A 24460-nucleotide genomic window follows, 5' to 3' on the forward strand; every position below is an offset into this window, starting at 1 on the left:
TCTGGAGCAACTCCGTGCACAATGTCGTCTGCATCAAACAGGTTCCCGACTCTGCACAGATTCGCGTGCACCCCGTTACCAATACGATCATGCGTCAGGGTGTGCCGACCATCATCAACCCATATGACCTCTTTGCGCTTGAGGCCGCGCTGGAACTGCGCGATCGGTTTGGCGGCGAAATAACCGTGCTTACAATGGGCCCGCCGTCGGCGGAAGACTCTTTGAGGAAGGCGCTGACCTATGGCGCCGATCGCGCCGTACTGCTCACCGATCGATGCTTTGCGGGCTCCGACACCCTTGCCACGACGTATGCACTGGCAACAGCCATCCGAAAGATCGGCAAGGAATATGGCCCGGTAAACCTCATCTTCACGGGCAAGCAGACCATCGACGGCGATACCGCGCAGGTTGGGCCCGGCATCGCAAAGCGCCTGGGCGTGCTGCAGCTTACCTACGTCGCCAAGGTCAGATCCCTGGATCTCGCCGCACACACAATCGAAGCGGAACGACGTTCCGAAGGTGGTATCCAGGTCCTGCACACGAGGCTGCCCTGTCTCGTCACCATGCTGGAGGCGACAAACCAGATTCGGCGCGGCGCGATGGCGGATGCCTTACGTGCCGCACGGGCGCCGATCGTGAAATGGAGCGCGCACGACGCAGGCGTTGAGGACATCTCCAAATGCGGTCTCAAGGGCTCACCGACCGTCGTCAAGCGAGTGTTCGCCCCCTCTGCACGCGCCGAGAAGGCGGCCTTGGTTGAGGCCACGGAGCAACCCGCGCAGGCGCTGATAGACGCTATTTTCAAGTATCAACCCAAGCTCGAAGCCGATCTTGCGGTATCAGCCCGTGATGCTTGATCTGGATAGAAGGTCAGTCAGACCAAAACACAAGTCCAGCTTCGAGATGGCGGTGACGACGAGGCGAAACCTGTCTGCATCCGGGAGCACCATGCTAGGGCGATGCCGTTTGCACGCCCAAGGTGTTATCATTTGGTTCAGGGTGTGAACGGTCCGCGGTTCTCGACGGTTTGGCGGTGCCCCGATAGATGGTCAGTGCCGCGATGATGCCGAGCGTGGCTGAAAACATCAGCCAATACGCCGGTGAAGCCTTGTCGTTGGTCCGCTCAATGAGCCAGGTCGAGGCCAACGGCGTAAAGGTCCCAAACAAGGCGGCCGCGAGTGCGAAGGCCAGGGAAAAGCAAGTTGTGCGCACATGCGCGGGCACGATCTCAACGAGCGCGCCCAACATAGTTCCGCTGTAGGTGCCAAAATAGAACGAGAACATCATCGCGACCGCCAACATCTTGCCGAAGGTGGGAGCGCTTACCAGCCAGTTCAAAGCCGGATACGCGCTCATCAATGCAAGGCCGGCAATGGCGAGCAGAACTGGCTTTCGGCCGATACGGTCGGAGACGGCGCCGCCAATTGGATTCCAGATGAAATTGGTCATGGCGACCAGGAGCGTCACCAGGAGAGCATCCTGAGCGGACAGCTTCAAGACTGTCTTGCCGAAAGTGGGCGTGTAAACGGTGACGAAATAGAAGGTCGTTGTGCTCAGGATCGCCATCATCATTCCGAGAACGACTATGCGCCAGCCGACCAGCGCCGAGGCAAAGATCTCGCGGGCTTTCGGATGCTTCTTCATCGCCAGAAATTCCGGCGTTTCCTCCAGTGTTCGACGAAGAAGGAAAATAAGCGGGATGATAAGGCAGCCGAGAAAAAACGGAATGCGCCACCCCCAGGAGGCGACGGTTTCGGCCGGCATCGACTCGTTCAGCAGGTAGCCCACGCTCGCCGCGACAAAGATCGCGACCTGCTGGCTAGAGGATTGAAAGGATGTATAGAAGCCGCGATTGCCTGGGGTTGCGATCTCCGCCAGGTAGACTGAAACGCCGCCGACCTCGACGCCGGCGGAAAAACCCTGCAGCAGCCGTCCAGCCAAAACGATAATCGGGGCTGCAATGCCAATGGTCGCGTAACTGGGACAGAAAGCGATAATGACAGTGCCGATCGCCATGATCGATAGTGTGATGATCAGGCCTTTTCGACGGCCGATCTGATCGATATAGGCGCCGAGGACGATTGCGCCTACTGGACGCATTAAGGCACCCAACCAGAACACGCCGAAAGTGTTGACCAACGAGGCTGTTTCACTTTCGGATGGGAAGAAGGCTCGTCCGATAGCGCTGGCGTAAAAGCCAAACAGGAAAAAGTCGAATTGCTCCAGGAAATTGCCGCTGGTTGCACGCAGGATCGCATTGACGCGCGATTTAACCGTCCCGTGCTGAATAAGTGTCTGTGACAAGCGAGTTTCCTTCCCGTCAAAAATGGCCGGTTCGGAAAACCTCACGCCAGCCCAATTGCATCAGGCCGTGACTTCGTCATTGGTGACATTACCGGCCGAGCGGAAGGCGCCTGATCTTTCCGGCGTATTTTCGGCGATAATTAGATTAGTGCACATATTTCAGCGCCAGTTCGCGGAGCACCAGCAGATCTCAACGCCAATTGCCGCAAGCGCACTTCACCTCAAACTAGAATTGACGAATACCTGAGGCGATTCGTTTGCCGGCTCACGGCAGCTATGATGCTTGTTCGGGGGATTCTGGCGGTCAAGGACGTATGCCCCTCGTGGCCAGAGGCTGGCACTTATTCGCCGCTCGATTTCCGACAGCCATGCAAACCGTGTCAGACTCAGGACACCTGTCCTGACGAGCCGGCATGAACGTTTTACCAAACTATTCCGAAACTTATGGCGCGAGACCAGGGTTGGCACGGCGATTGCTAGAAACGTGCAAGACCACAGGAGCGGACGAGTGCAGGCGGAACGGGTAAGAGCAGCGGCGGTGTTTTCTCAGACGCTCGTGGGGGCGAGCTGCCGACATCTCGCGCAGATCGCGGCGGAAGCTCCTAAGAGCGCGGTAGACACGCCTCCTTCTAGAAGCGCTGTCCCAAGCGCGTAGCCAGTCAAAAATGAGCAATGAGCAGAAACCGCGGGATTTCCATGCATCTTGCGACCGACGTCAAGCGAGGCTCGATCGCGCAAACAGAGCCCCCTCCTGTGACGCAAAATCCCGATGCTTTTGGGCGGGCCAATAACTCACCATGAATCGGCGCGTGATGCCTGGAGGCGCCAACCATGCGCGGGATTGGACTGATCTGGATCGTAATCCGACAGAATTATCGCCGCTTCAATCAAAGGGCGTGCTCCATGTGTGAACAGGATTGGGCTCGAGACGCCCGGCTAAGGGGGCCGCGAGGATGCAAAGAGTAGAGTTCGCCTCGGAGGCGACGGCGATCATGAGCGCCATCGCGCCAACTAGCTCGTCTGTCTCGACTGGCCAATAGCTGGTCCCGACGAGAATTCGCTTCTTCAGGGCTCGTTCTCCCCTCATGGCTATCGTCCAAATGACGTCTTCTCAAGCTTCTCGATTTTCGCCGGATCAGCCTCCGCAGAGTTTTTGCGCGCATTTGACTGAGCGTGCGCGAGCTCTGTTTGGCGCGCATCCCTTTGCTGAGGAGCTGTCCGAAGAGCAGGTTGCTAGCCTGCTGCCTGAATACCTGGCGATGTCACAGGCGTTTCCCTACCTGCAGGCAGGGTCGCAAAAAGATCTCATATTCGATGCAATGCATCATAATCGGGATCTTCCCAGGGATATTGAACTGACCAGCGTCGTCGCAAATTTCATTTGTTGGGATGAGACGGGCGGCTACGGCCGAGTTCTCCAGGGTGGCAAAGCGGCGCTACCCGATATTCTGCTCACCGACAATTTTCACTCAAACCTATTTAGAAGGGATGCATCGCGACTGCTCGGCAGAGCAATACGCCCCAACTATAGCGCCACGACGAACCGGTACCTGCATTCTCTCTATGATGGGTTGTCAGCGAAAGACCCCGTGGTGCGTTGCGCCTACATGGTCGCCTTTGAGTTGCATGCTGCGGAGATGATCCAGGCGCTGTGGACCACCACGGTCAAAACCTTTGATGCGAGCCCCGACGATCTTGAGTACTTCCGGAGCCACGTCGGTGGAAAAGATCCAGCCGAGCAGTATCACGGAGAAATGACATGCCGCCTCATTGGCGAACTTGTTCCGGCTGATCGCAACGGTTTCTTTTTGGACGAGTTCGATCGAGCCTATCGACTGAACTTACAGTGGTGTCACGATCTGCATCGGATTGTCTCACTTGAGAAAAACGACCGATCTGAAATCGAACACCGCGGCCATTGTCATTGTGGTTCTGTCAAATTCCGCGTCCGGGCGCCGCGGCAGCTCTCTGCAGTTCGATGCAATTGCTCGATCTGCCGGATGTCTGGATTTATGCACTTGCTGGTACCTGGCGACAGGCTCACGATTGAATGCGGCGAAGAGTTCCTCACCACTTACCAGTTCAACAAGAACATCGCCCGGCACACGTTTTGTCGGGTTTGCGGCGTCAAGCCATTCTATCGGCCGCGGTCGAACCCCTCCGGGTTCAGCGTCAATGTTCGATGCCTGGATAAAAGAACGATCGAGGGCATCAAAATAGACGAGTTCGATGGCGAACATTGGGAACAAGCATTCGGCTCGATGCAACCAGGACCCAGGCTCTGCATCGAAGAACCAACCCCGGAGTGAACTCAATGGCGCGTTCAGCACATGACAAAAAGGGCCTACTTTCAGAAGAGGCTCTGACGAAATTCCGCGTAGAGCTCTTGGTGAAGGGTACGATCGTGATCGGCTCCCAGACGTTATTTACACAGGATGAACTGGCGAGGATCAATCAGCTGCAGGCTGAGATTCCCGAAGAAGAGGTGCGGTTGGGAGATGCCGGCGACTCGCACAACGTCTTTGTCAAACGCGTGAGGGTGGACCCGCCCGGCCGCAGTCCCAGCAATGTGGATGGCGCAGCGCCGAGGCAAATCATCGATCTGCTTGAAAGGAAAGATCGCGGATTCGCATTAAAAACGATCCTGGGAGCATCGTCAGATTATGTGATTCGCAGATGCCAGTTGCATCGTATGCCTCCCGGTTCGTTTGTTGGCATCCATTTGGATGCCGAGAGCGATCCAGACTTTGAGTACTCCGTAATTGTGCAGCTCGCGCAAGATTTTGAGGGTGGCGAATTCGTCGTATATCCGAGCCCGTACGAGCAGCAGGTATTTCGACCACCATTTGGTGCGGTGCTTGTCACAACATGTAGGCTGCGGCATGAGGTGAAGCCTGTATCCGCCGGGGAGCGCCGGTCGCTGGTCTACTTCTGTTCGAAGCGCAGCGGCACAAACCGACGCGTCATCGAAAGCTCTACCAGTGGCCATGAAGCAAGTTAGCTCGAGTACCTGCGAGTAAGTTGAGTGGCGCGGAGGTCTCACGCTGAGTTCGGCAGATCGCACCCATCTTGCAGAAGATCTGTCCTGCGAAGCGGTTTGTCGCTGCGGAACGCGCTGTCAAATCGGATCCGCCGAAGACCGTCGGCGAGAGCCATTCGGAAAGGAATGACGTGGTGACCCGCCCGCAGCGAGCTCGCGCGCACAAAGGGGGCGTCGGTCGTTCCAGATTCCACCGGAACGAGGTGACGAAGACGTTGGTCAAAGTAGGAACCGGGCGCTTCGAGCAGTGAACACGTTTTTGCTGGGTCTATCTGTTTTGGAGGGCCAGCGCGGAGATGCGTTCGTTGGGCGCCGATCGTCAGCTGATCCGCCCGCTGCAATGAGCGTGGCGATAGATGGTGGAATTCAGCGACCGAAATTGCTCTGGCTTAAGGGAGTCGGCGCAAACACCCGCGCGGACAGGCTGCTCCTCGCCCAGGCTGCCAAAATGCTGAGCGGAGCCATGGAAGAAGCCACGATCGCACAACTTGCTTCATAAGAATACTGGGGCAACATCGCGGCACGACCTCGTCACTGTTTTCGAACTGCGGGTGTTCCGGCACGTGCTCGACCGTGTTGTCGCGCCGCTCGTAGAAAGCTGCGGGCTCGTCAGGTTCTCGACAGCTATCCGGCCTAGCAAAACAGGCGGATGCTGGGACCATTTGGGACGGTGTGTGCGAAACCAGAGTTTAGTGCAAGGGGCAGGCGAAGAAAAGCGGTTAGCTGATGCTCTAATCGCACTCGCTCGATTGCCCGATTGTCCATGCGGCAGCCGAGACCCAGATATTTCACCGTCGAAAGTGACAGCGAATGAACTTTCCCTCTCCTGGTCGCGCGCTTCAGCAGTCGGGCAGCGTGGGCGCGCAAGACAACTCGTCGGTCTCCCCCTCGGCGGACGCGGCGGCGTTCGAACAACAGCTGGGAGAGATCGCCGATGCGGGTAGTGGCGTGCCGGAGCAGACCTCCGCCCGGCTGGTCGGCGCATGGCGAAGCGAGGGGCTGCCCCTTACGGATACCGATGAGCACGAATATTCGACGCTATCGCATGGCGGAAGCTCTCGGGCGATGCTGGTGCCCTCCGTGCAGCAGCCGAGTCAGGCAGTGTGGGCTTTTGCAGGCCGTAGCAGCGAGCCCCTTTATTTTGAAGATGTGCCTCTCGTCGAGGGACTAAGAGCGGCACTCATCAAGCGCGGATTCAAGGAGCGTACGGCGAAGGGGCACGTCGATTCTCTTCTCAGATTTGGACGCTGGCTCGTTCAACACAGCAAGCAGGGAATTGCCGAGCGTCTTCACGACAGTACGCTGAACAGCGATGCAGCGGCTTTCAAAGAGAGTGGCGAGCGGGGTATCCTCACTGCGCTCGCCCATCTGCGGACCTCTCAGGTGGCGGGCGGAGTGGAGTTGATCCCGTCGCGGGCTAGCCCCTTTGCTCAGGACGCCGAGCTCATCAAGGAGTACAAGTCGACTGTCATTAACGAGCGTAAGAAGGAAGCAGCGACGGCATACAGGTATGGAACTGCCCTAGGCAGATTCAGTAAGTACCTGCGTAACAATGCCAAGTCCGCCATCGCTGCCCGGCTTCACGACAATTCGCTGGATGAAGACCTCATGCGCTATGAGGCCACCCCTGGTTATCACCCGAAGGTTCGAGCTGCACTGACCGACTTGCGAAAGACACTGGCTGGCGATGACGCGGTCGAGCTTGATGGCGGTATTCGTCCCGACTCGGAAGCCGCGGCCGTAACGGGTGAAATGTGGCCGGCAGACGCCGTTGCGCCCGACAGCGTGTGGCAGCGAACGGTCGGCTGGCCAGAGATGCTGCCTGCGCAAGGTCACGAGCAGGATGCGCCCTCGAGCGTCATGGATCAACCGAGCCCCTCGGGCTATCTTGCGCCGCGAGCAGGCCAGGTCGGGCGCAGCGCCGATCTCCTTTATTCCGAGGATATTCCCCTCATTCTCGGGCTTAGGGAGGCGCTCCTCAGGGGCGGGGCCGCCGAGAGCACAGCCAGGAGCAATGTCGATTATCTTTTAGGCTTCGACCGCTGGCTCTTTGGCAACGACAGGCCGGCAATGGCGGAACGGCTTGACCGCGAGATGCTGGATGAAGAGATCGAGGAATTCATAGCAAAGGGCGGTGCCACGAACGTGCGTACGGCACTGGCTCATTTGCGGACCTCTCAAGCAGCGGGCGGAGTTGCGCCGGTCGCAGGCCAACCTGACCTAAAGGCCTATCCGGACGACGCGGCACGCATCAAGCAGTACAAGGAAGACGCGGCGGCCGCCGGCACATCAAAGATTGCCAGGACCTATGCAAGCGTTATGACCGATTTCAGTCACTACCTGCGCGAAAACAACAGGCAGAGCATTGCCGCTCGCCTCGACGAGGATGGGCTGGATAAGGATCAGTCGCTCATCGAAGATATGGATCTCTATCGGCAATCCGGTGGCTCCAGGGCGATCCGTGCCGCGCTAAAGCATTTGCGGACCGGTGCGAGAAAACCCGCATCTCTGCATGCTGAGGATGCAACGCTCATTTCCGGCCTCGAGAACGCACTCATTAAGGCGAACTTCGAGAAGATCACCGCCCAGACCAATGTGCGGATTCTCCGAAGATTCAGCCGATGGCTTGTTGCAAACGAAAAGCTGGCCATTGCTGCCAGGCTTTACGATAAGTCGCTGGATAAGGATGCAGCAGCTTTTGACAAGAGCGGCAAACGGCGCGCTCTCACGGCACTGGCACATCTGCGGGCCTCACAGTCGGCAGACGGAATTGCACCCAATGCAAGTCGCGCCAAAACAGTCGCGAACCTCTTCCATCCCGAAGACGCGCAGCTTGTTTCGGCGCTTGAGAAGGCACTCGTCGCAGCCAGATACGAAGAGGCAAGCGCCCAGGCGATCGCCCGTCATATTCGCAAATTGAGCCAGTGGCTGTTAGCAAATAACAAACCGGCGATTGCCGCCCGGACCGGAGAGGAGTCGCTTGATAAAGATGCCGCGTCATTTAAGGCGAATGGGGGCGAGCAGCAGATCACGGTGTCACTGGCTCATCTGCGGGCCTCTCAGTCGGCTGCCGGGATTGCGCCAAGGAAGCCCCGTGCTGAGCTCAGCCCTTATCCCGAAGATGCGGACCTGATCAAAGACTACAAAGCCGCAGAATCCCGGCCGACTGCCAGAAACTATGCACCTTTCCTTATCGGTTTCAGTAATTACTTGCGCCAAAACCACAAGCAGAGCATTGCCGCCCGACTATCCGACGAGTCGCTGGATGAGGATGTCGAGACCTACAAGAGGTCCGGCGGTCATGCAAAGACCAGTGCCGCACTGGCACATCTGGCCAAATCGGCCGCAGGTGTTCACGCCGTGGACCTCAGGCGCACGGCTGATAAGCTGCGCCGGACAATGCACCACTAGGAGCCGCCAATTCGCCTGTGGAGTTGCCACGGAAGAGTACGACCATCTCTCGGCGGTACCGCCTGCAGCCAGCACCCTCTCGCCGCTCGCGCGGATTCCGTACCCTCACGAGGCTCCAGATCCCGGTGAGCACGTAGACCCCTTGAGCGAGAACTACGAGAATGCGATTGCCGCAGACGGGCTGATCAATGCACCTGATTGGGGCGATTTCCTCTCCACCGAGCACGTTTTTGGCGATGATGAGCACGAGGCGGCGGGCGCTAGACCGGCGAAGAGGCAAAGGATCGACAATGCTCCGCAAAACGGCGCGTTCGAGCGGTAGTCGAGCCAGATCAGCGTTTCAATAGCCGAAGCGTTGGCGCAGCCTCCAGCCAATCAGCCGGATGCTTCTGTTTCACAGGAACAGAGTGGACAAGGCTACGGGACGCCGCCGCAAGCTGCCTCGGGGGACGTTGTGGACGCCGCTTCGCAGCAAGGACCGCCGCAGGGACCTGTCAGCTGGCCATTGCTTCTGCCGACGGCTTACGATCAGGATCAGCTCTGGGGGGCGTTGGAAGACCTTCCGGCGTGGTCCGGGTTAGCCAGCCCCGAGCGCGCGCCGGAGGCAGAGCAAGTAGCACGGACGGCAACGGCTGGATCCACCTCGAGCTAGTCGCTGCCGACGTCGCCCGACTTTGATTGGAGCATGCTGCCGGCAACGCCATCCTCTGTCGAGACGCGTTCGTCTGATGTCGAGCGGGGTGTCGAGGCCCTGATTGATTTGCTGTCTCAAGAATTGCGTGATGAAGGCCAGCTTGCGCCATCACGCACGCCAACTGATGCCGGGACCGAAGGCGTGACTCCCACAACCTCGGTGGATGGGCACAGCGGACAGCGGCTTGGCCTGACCGAATGGTTGCAGGACGAACATATCGCCGCCGATTACGCCCCGGTTGAAGAGGAGTTGTATTGGAACAATCCAGATCTTGCTCGCCAGACCGGATTCGCACAGCCGGCGCAAGCCCAGCTATTGCGCCTGGTTCCGAGTAAGAGCGACCGCCTGCAGATCCTGCTGCAGATCTTCAATGAGGATGATACAGATGTCGCCAACTTCTTGTTCGTTCCGGTGAATGATGCTGGAGTTGGGGGCGGCGGATCGCATTGGTCGCTGCTGCTGGTTGTTTGGCGCGTGCCGACAGCAGCGATTGCCTATCACTATGACTCGCCGGGCTTTGCAACAGTGCCGTTGCAGAATAGCTCGCAGCACGTCTCGGCTCCCGCTTTCAAGCGGGACGGATGGCCCAGCAGCAGAACGGCTATGAATGCCGAGTCTTCGTGGTGGACGCGACGCGAGCGCCGGTCGGACGATTGGCGCAAGGAGAGCGGCCGGACCGTGAGCCGCTGCACCTCGATCGCCTCATCGCCGATCGACCGGCACTTCGGGATCGCCTCAGGACTGATCGCGGCTCGCGCTGACGGACTCCATCGGACCGCCGGTTTTCGCTCGGATCAGTCTCCGGTTGAACAGCGCAGCCGGCAACGGATATCCGCATCATGCGAGACGGACGCGGATTTCGGGGCACCTCCCAGATACCGTTCTCCAGCACGCTACCGGAAGCAGGGGCAAGTTCGAGTGCCAGGATAGATGTGGCTACTGTGATTCCAATCAAACCAGTATGAGGAGCCGTTGTTTCAGATCGCCGGCGGCGGCCCGGTCGTACGCAATCACGAGGCACTCCACCGTGCCAGCGTCCTCGTCAACGGCAAGCGGGATCACGCCCTGCTTGCGTGTGCCATCGAATAGAAAACCCTCCTTGGCGAAACGTTCATGTGCAGTCCGGAGCGAACTCGATCGAACGTTCCTCACGGATGAAATAACGTAGGAGCCGGAGTAGTCGAAGCCCAGGAGCCGGACGGCAATGCTGTGCAACACCGAGCCGCCACCCCAGCGGCCGTTCGCTTCATTGAATAGCAGCCGTCCGTCGTTCGCGAAAATTGCGTCAATATTAATTGGTCCGCGATATCCTAGATTGCGGACAAGGGATACGAATCGGTAGGCATGCGCCTGCGCAGTCAACCATTGCTCATTCCCCAGATCGCTTGGAAGCTCAAGTCCTGTCCAGATCAGAGCCCGTTCAGATCGATCGGTGCTCCGGCGTAGTCGAATATTCCCACTGTTGATGAAAGTGATGGAGCCATCACGCTCGATTTCATACTCGAGATAGAACAGAGTTCGCGCCAAGTGGTACGATTCGACCACCAGCGTCTTGCATGACGCAGTTGTCATCTCAGACCAAAGTACGTCCGGATCGAACGACGGCCAGGCAATCTGTCGGGTCTCTCTCGCCCCGGGTAGCGGACCGTCTTCATTGCTGCTCAGAATGACATTTCCGACCCCGCCGGCCCCATTGTCCAGCTTCACAATCACCCTGCCGGTTTCGTGCCGGAGCGAGTTGACCGCTCGGAACAGTTCGTTCGAATTCGTCGTTATGGAACCATTGGGCAACGGAAGTGCGACACTTGTCGCCAGTTGACGGAAGTGGCTCTTGCGGTTCAATAGATCAGGCCCACGCTGTAGAGCGAATTCGTCGCCAGTCTGCTGTATACCCAGCACGGACGCCAGCCGCGCCACGCCTTCGCTGGAGTAGCAGGGATACATGCTCCAGGATGATTTCTGACGAATATGCCTGTTGATTTGCTCAACCATGCTGTTGGACAGCAGTGCGTAATCGTTGAGAATCGGCGCTTCGCGGCCGCCTCCAGGTACAAGCAATGAAAGACTGGAGGCGTCGAAATTAAGCGTCGCGCCAACGTAGGAGAGCAGATCCGTCGGGATAGATAGGGGGGACACTATCAGATCGCCCTCCTGAGCAAACCACGCCGAACGGTAAACCGAGTTGCCGGCAAGCGAAAGTTGAGCTGCTACCAGATCGGAGCCCGACATTTGCGCCGTGCCGGCATTCATGATTATGATCCGCGGCATCAGTGACCTTTGCGCATTGGGATGTGATCAGAGCGAGAGACGGTCAACAGTGGCGAAGTCGCTGCAGCACAGCCTGTAGATGCCCAGGCGGAAAAGCTCATTTTGCGCCGTCACGATGTCACCTGCGGGGTCGCTGAGAAGTACAGCTAGCGTGCAATCCGCTGAACTCAATTGCCATTTGCTTTGTAACTTGATCTCGCGTCAGCCTTCTTCAGCATGAAATGCTGGGCCTTGCCCAACGCAGTTTTCGGTAGCTCTGGCGTGAAAATGATCTCGTGCGGTACCTTGAAACGGGCGAGCTGCGACCGGACATGCGCGATCAGCGCTTCTGCTTCGATCCGGGCGCCCGGTCGCCTGATTACATAAGCGACCGGTACTTCTTCCCAACGAGGATGCGGTCGACCGATGACGGCGCAATCTGCAACATCCGGATGACCAACAAGCACACGTTCAACTTCGGCCGGATAGATGTTCTCTCCACCGGAAATGATCAGGTTCTTCTTGCGGTCATGCACCCAAAAATACCCGTCGGCGTCGCGACTACCAATGTCGCCGGTGCGATACCAGCCACCGTCCAGAGCCTTGCGGGTTGTCTCTTGATCCTCCCAGTATCCGCAGAAGACGTTGGGCCCGCGTACTGCGATCTCGCCTGCGCCACCGGCCGGCAGCGTGTGCCCAGCATCATCTATGATCGCAGCTTCGCAACACAGACCTGCGAGGCCGCTCGATCCCTCGGGCACGAGACCCCCGCCGAGCTTAGTATACACAGCGATCGGGCAGGTCTCCGTCGAACCGTAAACCTGCAGGACCGGCACGCCGCGCGCGACAAAGAGCTCGACAAGATCGTGGGGCACCATAGTAGATCCGGTACAGATTGCCCTGAGCGCGGAGAGGTCGGTGCTATCCCATCGGGCATTCTCGGTCAGGGCTCGCATCATGGCTGGCACCAAAACTGCCAGAGTGGGTCGATCGCGCTCGAACGCATCGAGAGTGGTCTCCGGTGTAAAGCGGCTGTGAATAGTAACCGTCGCGCCGTGATGCAAACTGGGCGTCGTCTGGATGTTTAGTCCACCGACGTGGAACAGTGGCAGGACAGTCAAGGCGTGATCGGCCGAGGTGAGGTCATGCATGTGCTGACTCATGACGCCGTTCCAGAGCAGCGCTTCCTGACGCAGTACGGCACCTTTCGGTCGTCCTGTCGTGCCCGAAGTGTAGACGATCAAAAGCGGGCAAGACAGCTCCGCACCCGGATTGCGTCCGTCACCACAGTCTGCGTCCAGAAGATCGTCCAGTTTGTTTCCGCCGATAGGTACGAAGTCTAGCCCGACAACAGAAACAGAAGGCAGTTGCGTCGCGACAATAGGCAAGACTGCGTCGAAGGACCGCTCAACTAGCAACACGTTTGCTCCTGAGTCGGACAGAATGAACAGCTGCTCGACGGGCGCGAGGCGCCAATTTAAAGGTACGAGAATTGCGCCGAGCCGCGCGCACGCATACAGCAGCACGAGATAGTCTGGTCGGTTCAGGCTAAGGATCGCGATCCGGTCTCCTCGCTCTACCCCGAACTGGCTCTTGAGGGCGCAAGCCGCCCGCCCTATCAGGCGATTGAGGCTCGCGTAGCTTAGAGTCTGCTCCTCGAAACGGATGGCGGCTTTATCAGGAGCATACGCTGCGTTGCGTTCAACTAATGTGCAGAGGTCCAACTAAATCTCCATATGATCCAGCTCCGCGCAACGGTTCGGACAGGCCTCGCAATGCGCTTGCGAGGCCCACCACATGGTTCGGTGCCCGTTGCACAAGCGACAATCACACCCTTCGGCAGGACAAGCAGCTATTGATTGTTGTCACTGTTGCAATCAACGGATATTGCCGGGCGAATCGCAGGCGACTGATTACTCATTCTGTTCGGCTCGGCGGCGGTCGTGTGCATCTGCCGGTAGTGGTAGGCGCACCATGACGACTGTTTCTTGCCCGGTCTTTGACAGACGGGCTCGCCGCACATATAGGCAGCTCTGGTATCTCCATCCTTAAAGCCGACGACAGCCCGGCATTGGCCTTCAATATGGTCGATCAACAAGACCTTGTTGACGCCGTCAGGCTCTTTCAACTTGCTGCTCCAGGATACCGGGCAATCTCTTCGGTGCCGTTCCGGTCACGCCGAGTGACACTTGCAGCTGGGGCCCTTTGAAAGCCTCTGGAGGCTCACGGCCTGTCGCACATCTGCGCGACGAGAATGCGCCGGCAGGCCGGCATGAGCGGAGCGAAGAGCCGGTTCGACGGACTGCTTCTGGGGTCGTGCGGCAACCACAGTGTAGCGGTTCTGAAACGCCCAACCATTTGCAACTAGCCGCGAGCCGTAAGGCTGCGGTCAAGACGCGCTGCGTCACTGTTTCGACCGAAAGGCCGTCAGGGATGAAGATCATGACCAACCAGTGCGGGGTTGTTCTGACCAGCTCAGACATTCGTCAATCCTTCCAGTCGCGCGGCGGCGGATGAAGATGCGTGCCAACCGTGAGATCGTACAACTTAACGTTACGTCCGATTCAAGCCCTTTCTGACAACCTCGCATGAACATGCCAAAGGTATGTCGGGACGGACCTCCGGGACGGGTAGAGAGCTTCTAGCGCGCGATCTGCGTCAGAAAGTTGCGCTCCCATAAGAATGGTTCTGCGGCTGGCAGGGCCCTTGTCGAAAAGGCTTCCCACGTCCAGCGATCGAGTGCTCGCTACCAGGAGCCGATTGCGCGACACCTTCCGCTTAAGTTCGCTCGCCTACCGATGCGTGGATTATCGCAGTGTCTGATAGAGGCGATACAGCAGCCGCGCGCGAGGTTCGATCGATGAAATATAGAGTTGCTCATGATGCGTGTGCGCGCCCTTGCCGTCTACGCCGAGGCCATCGAGGGTTGCGGTATGCGGCGCGGTGAAATTGGCGTCGGAGCCGCCGCCGCTAAACGCGTCGAGCAACTCGAAGCCAATCTCAGCGGCTAGTTGCCTGGCGTGTTCGTAGAGCGTGGCGCCGGCCTTGCTCTTCTCATAGGGAGGACGGTTCAAGCCGCCCGATACTTTCAGGCGAACGCCATCGGTGCGCGAGGTGATTCGGAGAATTCTCGGCACCAACTCGTCTGCATGTGCCATAGTCGGCACGCGCAGGTCGACTTCCGCATGGGCCTGTTCGGCAATTACGTTCGGCTTGGTGCCGCCGCGGACGACGCCAACGTTGACGGTGATGCCGCGCGAAAGATCGTTCATCGCCTCGAGCGTCTGGATCACATTGGCTAGCTCCCGGATCGCGCTACGGCCGTCTTCGGGGCGTTCGCCGGCGTGCGCCGGCGCGCCCTTGATGAACACATCGAAGCGGCCAACACCCTTCCGCCCGGTGACGATCTTGCCGCCGTCGCGCGCTGGTTCGGTAACCAGCACATATATTGCCTTGCGGCCCTCGGCCTCGATCAGCGCCCGCGAGGTCGGACTGCCGATCTCCTCATCCGACACGTAGAGGTGGGTGATGCCGAGCGGCGGGCGCGCGTCGTCGGCGCAGATCTGCCGAAATGCATGATAGGCTAGATAGGCGCCGCCCTTCATGTCGTAGGTACCCGGGCCGAACGCGCTGTCACCGTTGATCTTGAACGGTAGTCGTCTTATGAATCCCATCGGATGAACCGTGTCGAGATGGCTCAACACCAGAATGCCCGGCACGCCCTGTCCCCAGGACGAGCGCGTGATCAGGTGATCGCCGCAACCTTCACGTCCCGCAATGCGCTCGATGGTAGCCGGCAGGTCGCGATAGCCGGCCGCGACGACGTCAGCCAGCTTGTTGAGCTGATCCGGCCGTTCCGTCGGGGACTCGATCTCGACCCAGCGACGGATGCCATCGAGGATCGCGGAAGTTTCAAACGGGTAACTGGACATAGTTGTCGGATGCCCCTCGAATCTCGACTTTCATCACTCGCGCAAGCCCATGGTACGATCCGCTTGCTCGCTTCAGGATCGAGCATGAAGATTGTGACGCAGTATGCCTCTAAACCATGATCCTGCCGCGACACTGATGCTACGCGCCTACCGAGGAGAACTGAGCTACCAAAGCTGGTAGTTTACGTCGGGGCTATGCCGGTCCAGCGTGCGGTCGGATGGTTTAATCAGTCGTGAGGTACGCGCGCTTTTCAACGCGAGGTGAGCCTGTAAGAACCAAAATCGTCCACGAGTTGCCCGGATGATTGTTCGATAAGGATCGCTCCAGTACCAGTTGTCCGGTCAACGCGTATTCCATTCTAACGGCATTCTGCGCAGAACTTGGCAACGGGCAAGGTTCGAAGCGCGCCCTGGAAGTTGATCAATGGATTGCCATGGCCAGCCCGAGCTGCGACAATTCGTCCGATAAAGATCCTATGTGTGCCAATGATCTTGTGGTCATACAAAACGCATTCGAGCGCGCAAAGTGCGTTGGACAATAGCGGCACGTCGACCACGCCCTGAGTCCAGGAAGCCGTGCCGAAGCGATGAACACCTTTTACTCCCTCCTGACCGCCAAAACGCAGGGCCAGGTCCTCCTGGTCAATGTGGAGAAGATTGATTGCAAAACTGCCGCTAGCGAGGATCGCGTCATGCGCTTCAGATTGGGCGTTGATGCCAACGAGTAAGCACGGCGGTTCCATGCAGATGGACGTCACAGAACTCACCGTCAGTCCACGTCGTCCGCCGGCCGTTCCGGTCGTCACGATGGCGACACCGCTTGCCAGATATCGCATAGCCTGACGGAAATCTGCCGGCTGGATAGACGGCATGTTCCCAACCACGGGGGATGACCAGTGCGTCATGATCTGCCTTTAAAGTTATACCCCACTCTGATGCTCCGTTAAGCTTGGGCAGGCTCGGATTCATCTCGCGGCCGCAATTGGGCGCGCAGGCTCGGAAAACCGCGTGTCTAGAGGGCAACGATGCCGAACATGACATTGATGTCCTCCGCGCGCCGACCAGAGTGCCCCCCAAGGTTAGCGCTCAATGTACGCGTAAGAGAACACGCTTTTTTGCATCTAGAAGGTGCACATCGAGCGTCGCGTGCAGCGAACCCCGCAGTTCGGGCGGGATCGAGCAATCCGTGTCGATCAATTCACGAAACTTTCGAATGATGTGTTCTATCATTGCGATGGATCCGAGTGCCTCCAACTTCTGTGATGACATCATCTGACTATCTCCTTTGGAACGCAGCGCATGCCGCGGGTCTGTATCTCGGCAATAGGGGCTGGAGCAGACTCTCGCCGATGAACAGGGATGGCTCTCGTACCGCGTCCTTAACGCGGATTGCTTTGAACAGCGCGCGCAGGCGGCACATGCTCATCGAAATTTCGAAGGAATAGGCGCACAGTCGCAGCTGCTATTGCATAGCCGCTTTGTCAGAATCGGCTCCGTCGGGACCATGTTCCAACCCCTGTTACGTGTTGGACACTGCAATCAAGCGTTTCAGTCGATCGGCTGCGGCGCCACCGTCAAGCGCGAGTTGTGCGAGTGCGATACCCTCCTGCAGCGTCTCGACGCGGCCGGCCACGATCAATGCCGCCGCCGCATTGAAAAGTGCAGCGTCGCGAAATCGACCTGGAACGCCGTCGAGCACGTTTTGCAAGGCGACGGCATTGGCCTTGATGTCGCCGCTCTCGAGCGTCTCCTTGTCGCAGCGGGCAAGGCCGGCTTGTTCCGGTGTTACTTCGAAGGTGCGCACCGTGCCGGCCTCAAGCGCGGCAACAAAGGTTGGCCCCGTGAGGGTAACCTCGCCAAGCCCGTTAGAGCCATGAACCACCCAAACCGATTCGGAGCCGAGGTTCTTTAACACGTAAGCCAGAGGCTGAACCCATTCGCGAGCGAATATTCCGACGATCTGCCGCTTGACCCTGGCCGGATTGGACAGTGGCGCGATGAGGTTAAGGATGGTGTGGGTCCCAAGTGCGGTGCGGATCTGGCCAACGCGCTGCATCGCCGGATAATGGGCTGACGCGAATGAGAAACCGATTCCGGCTTCGTGCACACAGCGCGCAACGGCCTCAGGCTTGAGGTCGACGTTGACACCGAGATGCGCCAATAGGTCGGCAGTGTTTGCACCTGAATATCTATCGCTGTTGGCGTGCCTGGCAACAGGAACGTCGGTTCCGGCCACGATAAAAGAGGCGCACGTCATCACGTTGGACGAGCGCGTGGCGGTATCGCTCGTACTAGCGATACCGATGGGATCGCATGCCACCTCGACCCGCGGCATTCGCTCGCGTACCGCGGAGACCGCACCGGTGACTTCTTCGATCGTCTCGCCCCTGACTCGCAAACCCATCAACAAGCCGCCGATCTGCGACGGAGTCGCATGACCCGACATCAGGCCGTCGAATGCTGACGCAGCTTCGTCACGAGTCAGAGTGGCGCCGGTGGCAACTTTACCGATAATTGATTTCAGCGCTTCCATCGACTTTACACGTTCATTTGTCCGAATCTGAAACGTCCCGCTTCAACGGAGGCTTTTGTTGAAGAGACGTGGCACCGGCTGTCTTGATGAAGCTGTCCAGCCCATCGTCGGCACGGCCGAACGTCACCGTTTGAGTGATCTGTTGGGTTGCGCACCGCCATTTCGGCAAGGCTACAACCTGACGCTACGTGAGGGTCAAGCTCTCCATGTCTTGATGCCGTCAAGAGATCGCCGACCGATGAGGGCAGTGCAGTTGCCGCGCCAGCAAAGATGGTGAGGTCTACTGCCGCGCATGTACCTTAGCGGCGGCTTCTTGATCACGATGAGGCAGCCGAAGTGCCCGGAAACTCGGAAAATCTTGCGGCTTGTCGGCACCGCTGTCCTGTCGGTTGAAGTCGCCTCTCACGTGCTTTGGGCGGAGCAGCGCTGATCTGCCTCTGCAAACCATCGCGCCAGACCGCAAATCAAGGTGCACTAGGCGAAACCGGAAGCCATCATACCGCAACGGAGAGCTCCCGGTCGGCTTACGTCAGGGTCTAAGTGGTCGGGCTCGGTCCTGCCTTACAGTCGGAACACGCCGTACTGCGGCGCGTCGATCGGTGCGTTGAGTGAAGCACTCAACGCGATTGCAAGGGCGGTCCTGGTATCGACAGGATCAAGAATGCCATCGTCCCAGAGTTCGGACGTTGCATAGTAGGCGCTTGATCGCTCGCGATATTCTTCAAGAACCGGTTCGCGAATGCCTGCCAGTTCCTGCCCAGAGAGCCGCCCTCCGGTGCGGGCCAATTGTCTCGCCTTGACGTGGGTGAGAACGCCGGCGGCCTGCTCGGCGCCCATCGCGGAAATCTGAGAGTTCGGCCAGCTGAACACAAACCGAGGATCAAACGCTCGTCCCGACATGGCGTAAGTGCCTGCGCCATGAGAGCTGTTGCAAATGATCGTAAACTTCGGGACAGACGCGCCGGACACAGTCATGATCAGCTTTGCGCCGTCCTTGGTGATCCCACGGCGCTCATATTCGCGGCCAACCATAAAGCCTGTGACGTTCTGCAGGAAGAGCAGGGGCGTTCGGTTCTTGTCGCATATTTGAATGAAATGAGCACCCTTTAGCGCGCTGTCGCCGAACAAAACGCCGTTATTGGCAACGATCCCGACTTGATATCCATAGAGCCGGGCAAAGCCGCACACGAGTGATGTCGCATAACGCGGCTGGTACTCATCAAATCGACTGCCATCGACCAGACGAGCGATGATCTCCCGCATGTCGAACTGCGCTCGCGCGTCCTTTGGAATGATGCCGTAGAGTTCGGATGCATCATAGGCGGGCGGCTCGGGCGCTACGCGATCGATGCAGGTTTTCGCCGGTTGGTGGAAGCGCGCGACAACGTTGCGCGCAATCGCGATTGCGTGAAGCTCGGAAGTTGCGAAATAGTCACTGGTGCCCGACACGCTCGTATGCATGAGGGCACCGCCGAGCTCTTGGGCGGAGACTTGTTCGCCAGTGGCAGCCTTCACGACCGGAGGGCCGCCAAGAAAAATTGCTCCCGTGCCTTCGACCACAATGTTGTATTCGCTAAGCGCCGGGACATAGGCCCCTGCCGCGGTGCAGTGGCCCATGACGATGGCGACCTGCGGTACTCCCACCTTCGAGAGTATCGACTGATTGCGCAGAATTCGACCCGCATGGTATCGATCAGCAAAGAACTCCGCCTGCAAAGGCAGAAAACCGCCGGCGCAGTCGCATAGATGAACCACCGGCAGACGGTTTTCGATGGCTATGTCTAAGGCCCGCACGATCTTCTTGACCGAGAGTGGATACCATGCGCCGCTCTTCACGCTGGAATCGTCAGCGTGAACAATCACTTCTCGACCCGCAACGATGCCGATGCCGACCACCTGCGCGGCACCCGGAACCTCTCCGTTGTAGGCCTTGTTGGCGGCCAGCGTGGAAAGCTCCAGGAAAGGAGTTTCCGGATCCAGCAAGGCTGCGATGCGGTTGCGAACAAACAACTTGTTCTGCCGACGCAGGCGCTCGAAGTCTTTCTCAGGTCTGTCGAACCGGGCCAAGCGTTGGCGCTCCTTCAATTCGGCAGCCAGTTGTCTGTTGTGGAGGTCGTTGCGACGAAACTCCTGCGAATCCACATCCGCCGCAGAACCGATCCGCTGCATTTCAGAACCCTTCTTTAGACAGCGTTACGAGTACGGCGTCGTGCTCGAAGCTCTCGTTCTCCTTGACGTGAATCCGCTCGACGATGCCGTCCTGGGGTGATCGTATGATCGTTTCCAGCTTCATGCTTTCAATCATCATTAGCGCAGTCCCCGCCGAGACTGAGTCACCAGGCGAAACTGTAATCGCGACAACCATCCCAGGCATTGGCGCTCGGGCTACGAGCGGACAAGTCCCGTTATTCCCAGCAGCGTGGGTCCGTAGCGGATCGATGTAGCGCAAAGTACGTGTCCTGCCGCGGATATGGAGGTGAATGAGCTCCCCGTCGATCACGAACCTGACGGGTTCGCTCTGCCCGGCAATGGTCAGGATACCGCTGCTGTCGCTGCGCTGGGTGAATGCGACGGGGGCAATCACCTCGTCTCGCAAATGAAGGCGGTAGCCATGCCGGCTGGCCGAAAGCCACAATGTATGATCTACGCCGTCAACCTCGAACGAGTGATACACTTCAGTTTCTCCAATTGCCGAGCGCTGAATGAAGCTCTGGCACGGCATCTGCCGAGTCGCGGACCGGCCTCGTCAGGAGAGCGGCGGATGCGAGGAACGCAGACATTCCGGCAGCAAAATTGCCCGCTGCGAGATGCGGGTTTTGTTCAAGGTATCCGACATGGAAGTGACCGCCGAGAAATGCCTCGTCGGAAACGATCCGGGCGAGCAAGTTCGCATTGGTCTCGCACCCCAGTAAAACCAATTCGCGAACTGCACGATGGGCTTTCAGAGCAGATTCCATGCGGCTTGGTGAATGCACAATGATCTTGGCGAGCATCGGATCGAACGCCGGCGTGATGTGCTGGCCTTGCATGATGCCGCTGTCGATCCGTACGTCATTGGGATACTCGAGAAGAAGCACTTTTCCGGTGGTCGGAGCGTATCCGCGTTCAGGAGCCTCCGCGTACAGCCGGAGCTCGATTGCATGGCCGTTCGAAACGATATCGGACTGGGAGAATGCAAGTTCGCGGCCCGCTGCCGCATAGATCTGTTCCGCCACCAGATCGACGCCAGTAATCATCTCGGTGACCGGATGCTCGACCTGAAGTCGTGTATTCATTTCAAGGAAGTAGAAATCGTCTCCGCTGAAGAGGAATTCGACCGTTCCTGCATTCCGGTAGTTCGCTGCACGAGCGATGCGAACCGCTGTATCGCAAATTCGAGCCCGCAATTCTTGGGATAGCGCAGGCGAGGGCGTTTCCTCGATAATCTTCTGGAACCGGCGCTGCACGGAACACTCGCGCTCGAACAGATGCACGAGGTTTCCTAAGCAATCACCGAGCACCTGTACTTCGATGTGTCGCGGGTATTCGAGATGTCGTTCGGCATAGAGTCGGGCATCTCCAAAGTAGCGGCTCGCTTCACTGCGCGCCTGCTCGATGGCTGCCTCCAAGGTATTAAGGTCGCGTACAATCCGCATGCCCTTACCGCCGCCACCAGCCGATGGCTTCACGAGCAGAGGAGCTCCCATGGCCTGCGCTCTGGAGGCAAATGTCGCCGGATCATCTTCTTCGATGACGCAGGGGGCGACCGGAAAACCATTGGACTGAACGAAATTGCGTGCGCGGATCTTGTCCCCCATCAGTTCGATAGTGTCAGGAAGAGGACCGATGAACGCAATGCCGGCGTCTGTCACGGCTCTGGCGAACTCCGCATTTTCGGAAAGCAGCCCATAACCGGGATGCAGCGCGCCGGCGCGCGCCTGGTCGGCGGCCGCGATGATCTGCCTAGTATCGAGATAACTTGCGATCGGCGTGCTGCCGCTGATCTGAATGGCCAGGTCGGCCATGGAGACGGCGGGTGTTCTCGCGTCTATTTCGTGGTAGGCAATTGCAGAACGGAGTCCAAGTTTACGTAACGTTTTGACGATGCGGGCGGCTATCTCGCCCCTGTTGGCGATCAGCACGGTATCGAAGGGCAATTGTGGCATTTGCCTATCCAAATAAGCATGAAGGGACCAAACCGTCTTGAGTGGCCGGGCTTGTTGCCTCCAGCCGACGTCGCGTGAACGTCCTGCGTGCTAGGTGGGCTATCTCGGAATGTGATGCGGGCGAACAGACCACCCGACCCTTTACTTCGAGATGCCGCCGTTCTTGCCCGTATCTCGCGAGGAGATCACGTAACGGCATTGCTGGCTGAGGCTGGCGTGCTTGGATCTGAGGCAAGCAAGGATAGCGACGTGGCTCGGTATGTGATTGCTGCAAAGGCGGAACACGTCCTCCATACACGCCTGTCTCTCCTCGGGAGTCGGAGCTTGATCTCGCGCGTTGACCTGCCACGGGATTACAGCAGTCACTACGGCAGCTAGAGCGATGGCGCGGCAGGATTTGAGGAGCGAAGCCAAACCGGCCCCTTGGTCTTGAGTCATGTCATTCCTTAAGGTTGGTAGGTCTGCGATGTCTTGAGCGAAGCGCAAAATGGTCTGTCCGTCGGCCAATAGACGTGTAGCGCCAGGTGCAATGCCTGCGAGTTCCGTTTCGCCGACTCTGTTATGCCTGGATGTCCTGAAGTATTCGGCGTGGCACGTTGAGGTGTTTGAGCACAGCCTACCTCACGGCCAATAGTTGCTGCCACGGTCGGCGCGATACGAGATCGAACAAGACCTGCGGCCTGGTGCCGGCCTTATCGAGGCAGAGAGATGAGCAAAAGCCAGGTGCGCTCAAGTCATAGCTGATGACGCAATTGATCTTGCGTAACGAACCATGATGAGACGCCTCCAGGTCATCTTTAGTGTAGTCGGCCTGCGCTCCACATTAATGTGGAGACGGCGATCGGGATGAGAGCGCCTTCTGTAGAAATATCGAAGGGCTCGATCTCTTCCGCTGCTGGCCGAGGTAGCCTCGGATAACGTGTGAACAGGTACGTATCTGCAGAAGCGTATGATCCCAAGCGACTCTCGCCAGCTGAGTTTAGATGTTTGACACATTCGCTATTCTCATTGCCTGCAGGAAGCGTCTGGATTGTCGGAGGCGGTCCCGACCTGTCCAGGATCGTACAATCTGACGCTGCGTGCGATTCAAGTCCCTTCTTGGATCAAATCGACCGAGTATCCTCTTACGGTGGCAAATGGCGCTTTGGTGGCCGCCAGCCCTTAGGTGATTATACGGAGCGCCGGTGTCGCATTTCCTTGATGTCCAAATTGCATGCTCACGGCATGAATCCGAAAAGTAAACTCTACCAGCCCGACCACTGGCGAAGCCGCGCGGAAGCAACGCGAAAAAAGGCGGAAGGACTCGCTTATGGTAAACCCAGAGACAGGCTTCTTAACGTTGCGATGGAGTACGATAAGCTGGCTCGGCGTGCCCAAGAGTGGCAGACGCGCAGAAGTGAGGACGAAACATGGTCAGAGCGAGAGCTGTAGGGCTCTGCCGGGCCTCGATAAGCCGCGCCTCAGCTGGATGGCCGCAGCGCCGATCGCGGAGCAAATGTCACCCGGCAATCGGCGCATCCAAGCAAGTAGCGCTGGATTTGGCGTTTTGGTCCACGATAGGCCTTGCGGCTTCGAGGCACATTGAGTGGCCTCGAAGCTGGTTCGGCATGGTATGCTGGAGGCGTCTTGCTGCCTCTGTTGCGAATTCATATCTTGCTAGCCGCGCCGGGGCACAAAGCTGACCTGTGAAAGAAGTGTCCGCTTCCCACTGACGGCGGCATATTCCTGCCCTGAATCGGACCGCCGAGGTCGGGAGGTGCGCGCGCGTACCATCCGACGTAGCTTTACTTGTGATTTGTCAGCTCCGCGAGCTTCTTTGGCTCATAAGAAGGCCGCTGCGACGATCCAGAAAATGCTGGCCCAGAGCAGCGCACCGAGGAGGAGCGCGGCCAGCGGCCATAGATTCCATCGCCGTTGCGCCTGCAAACAACGGCAATCGGCACCGCAATGCCTGACAGTCGGGTCCTTTGGTGCGCGCCAGTGAGTCATTGACCACGTGCCGCACTGGTCCGCGGGGAACGGCTGGTTTCCGGATGCGTCGTATCGTTCATAAGTTCGTAGTCCTCCTTCATGGCTCGGGTTGTCAGCTTCTTGTTTGCAGCGCGACCTGCATCCAGGTGATGGCGTTCTCATGCAATGGGCGGTTAGAGAAGG

Annotated in this window: 16 protein-coding genes; 6 read left to right on the top strand and 10 right to left on the bottom strand. The window is 58.4% G+C overall.

Translation table 11 applies throughout. The annotated features are described in order from the left end of the window. Positions 1-14: 14 nt before the first annotated feature. Complete coding sequence (locus tag AKN84_RS14245) at positions 15-857, top strand: electron transfer flavoprotein subunit beta/FixA family protein (protein WP_050421324.1); 843 nt, start codon at positions 15-17, stop codon at positions 855-857. Positions 858-951: 94 nt separating this feature from the next. Here the strand turns inward: AKN84_RS14245 and tcuC are convergent, their stop codons facing one another. Continuing rightward, complete coding sequence (tcuC, locus tag AKN84_RS14250; protein WP_050421376.1) at positions 952-2304, bottom strand: MFS transporter; 1353 nt, start codon at positions 2302-2304, stop codon at positions 952-954. A 1085-nt stretch (positions 2305-3389) separates the two neighbouring features. Here tcuC and AKN84_RS48340 point away from each other — a divergent pair. The 5 genes from AKN84_RS48340 (at position 3390) to AKN84_RS14280 (ending at position 10379) form a co-directional block, all read left to right on the top strand. After that, positions 3390-4613, top strand: coding sequence for a GFA family protein (locus AKN84_RS48340; RefSeq protein ID WP_244485096.1), 1224 nt, complete (start codon positions 3390-3392; stop codon positions 4611-4613). Positions 4614-4618: 5 nt separating this feature from the next. Then, positions 4619-5305, top strand: coding sequence for a 2OG-Fe(II) oxygenase (locus tag AKN84_RS14265; protein WP_050421326.1), 687 nt, complete (start codon positions 4619-4621; stop codon positions 5303-5305). An 849-nt stretch (positions 5306-6154) separates the two neighbouring features. Next, on the top strand, positions 6155-8755 hold the full coding sequence (locus AKN84_RS14270; RefSeq protein ID WP_050421327.1) for a hypothetical protein: 2601 nt from the start codon (positions 6155-6157) through the stop codon (positions 8753-8755). 142 nt (positions 8756-8897) lie between these two features. Next, entirely contained in the window at positions 8898-9077 is a 180-nt protein-coding gene (locus AKN84_RS14275; RefSeq protein WP_050421328.1) for a hypothetical protein, read from the top strand. Positions 9078-9440: 363 nt separating this feature from the next. Next, positions 9441-10379, top strand: a complete 939-nt coding sequence (locus AKN84_RS14280; RefSeq protein ID WP_050421329.1) for a hypothetical protein — start codon at positions 9441-9443, stop codon at positions 10377-10379. 21 nt (positions 10380-10400) lie between these two features. On the opposite strand, the gene AKN84_RS47320 is transcribed toward AKN84_RS14280, so the two are convergent. The 9 genes from AKN84_RS47320 to AKN84_RS14320 form a co-directional block, all read right to left on the bottom strand. Continuing rightward, positions 10401-11699, bottom strand: coding sequence for a preATP grasp domain-containing protein (locus AKN84_RS47320; protein ID WP_244485097.1), 1299 nt, complete (start codon positions 11697-11699; stop codon positions 10401-10403). Positions 11700-11884: 185 nt separating this feature from the next. Next, positions 11885-13420 (bottom strand): class I adenylate-forming enzyme family protein, encoded by a 1536-nt coding sequence (locus AKN84_RS14290; RefSeq protein WP_050421331.1) that lies wholly within the window; start codon positions 13418-13420, stop codon positions 11885-11887. 128 nt (positions 13421-13548) lie between these two features. After that, positions 13549-13824 (bottom strand): hypothetical protein, encoded by a 276-nt coding sequence (locus AKN84_RS45285; RefSeq protein ID WP_128970787.1) that lies wholly within the window; start codon positions 13822-13824, stop codon positions 13549-13551. A gap of 679 nt (positions 13825-14503) precedes the next feature. Next, positions 14504-15628 carry a M20 family metallopeptidase gene (locus AKN84_RS14295; RefSeq protein ID WP_050421332.1) on the bottom strand — a complete coding sequence of 375 codons (1125 nt, stop codon included), beginning with the start codon at positions 15626-15628 and terminating at the stop codon, positions 14504-14506. 359 nt (positions 15629-15987) lie between these two features. Further along, a complete protein-coding gene (locus AKN84_RS14300; RefSeq protein ID WP_050421333.1) occupies positions 15988-16500 on the bottom strand; it encodes a flavin reductase family protein in 513 nt (170 codons plus the stop codon). Positions 16501-17147: 647 nt separating this feature from the next. Next, positions 17148-18161, bottom strand: a complete 1014-nt coding sequence (trpD, locus tag AKN84_RS14305) for an anthranilate phosphoribosyltransferase (protein ID WP_050421334.1) — start codon at positions 18159-18161, stop codon at positions 17148-17150. A 561-nt stretch (positions 18162-18722) separates the two neighbouring features. Further along, positions 18723-20330 carry an acyl-CoA carboxylase subunit beta gene (locus AKN84_RS14310; RefSeq protein WP_050421335.1) on the bottom strand — a complete coding sequence of 536 codons (1608 nt, stop codon included), beginning with the start codon at positions 20328-20330 and terminating at the stop codon, positions 18723-18725. Position 20331: 1 nt separating this feature from the next. After that, on the bottom strand, positions 20332-20835 hold the full coding sequence (locus tag AKN84_RS45295; RefSeq protein WP_128970788.1) for an acyl-CoA carboxylase biotin carboxyl carrier protein subunit: 504 nt from the start codon (positions 20833-20835) through the stop codon (positions 20332-20334). Between the two features lies 1 nt (position 20836). Then, positions 20837-22306: an acetyl-CoA carboxylase biotin carboxylase subunit gene (locus AKN84_RS14320; protein WP_050421336.1), complete on the bottom strand. Its 1470-nt coding sequence runs from the start codon at positions 22304-22306 to the stop codon at positions 20837-20839. Between the last annotated feature and the right edge of the window lie 2154 nt (positions 22307-24460).

Source organism: Bradyrhizobium tropiciagri (assembly GCF_001189845.1).
Lineage (GTDB): Bacteria > Pseudomonadota > Alphaproteobacteria > Rhizobiales > Xanthobacteraceae > Bradyrhizobium > Bradyrhizobium tropiciagri.

What these genes read in the sequence shown, in the direction of transcription:
- AKN84_RS48340 (WP_244485096.1), top strand. Translation starts at nt 3,390, where the DNA reads ATGGCTATCGTCCAAATGACGTCTTCTCAAGCTTCTCGATTTTCGCCG.
- AKN84_RS14265 (WP_050421326.1), top strand. Translation starts at nt 4,619, where the DNA reads ATGGCGCGTTCAGCACATGACAAAAAGGGCCTACTTTCAGAAGAGGCT.
- AKN84_RS14270 (WP_050421327.1), top strand. Translation starts at nt 6,155, where the DNA reads ATGAACTTTCCCTCTCCTGGTCGCGCGCTTCAGCAGTCGGGCAGCGTG.
- AKN84_RS14280 (WP_050421329.1), top strand. Translation starts at nt 9,441, where the DNA reads ATGCTGCCGGCAACGCCATCCTCTGTCGAGACGCGTTCGTCTGATGTC.
- AKN84_RS47320 (WP_244485097.1), bottom strand. Translation starts at nt 11,699, where the DNA reads ATGAATGCCGGCACGGCGCAAATGTCGGGCTCCGATCTGGTAGCAGCT.
- AKN84_RS14295 (WP_050421332.1), bottom strand. Translation starts at nt 15,628, where the DNA reads ATGTCCAGTTACCCGTTTGAAACTTCCGCGATCCTCGATGGCATCCGT.
- AKN84_RS14300 (WP_050421333.1), bottom strand. Translation starts at nt 16,500, where the DNA reads ATGCCGTCTATCCAGCCGGCAGATTTCCGTCAGGCTATGCGATATCTG.
- trpD (WP_050421334.1), bottom strand. Translation starts at nt 18,161, where the DNA reads ATGGAAGCGCTGAAATCAATTATCGGTAAAGTTGCCACCGGCGCCACT.
- AKN84_RS14310 (WP_050421335.1), bottom strand. Translation starts at nt 20,330, where the DNA reads ATGCAGCGGATCGGTTCTGCGGCGGATGTGGATTCGCAGGAGTTTCGT.
- AKN84_RS14320 (WP_050421336.1), bottom strand. Translation starts at nt 22,306, where the DNA reads ATGCCACAATTGCCCTTCGATACCGTGCTGATCGCCAACAGGGGCGAG.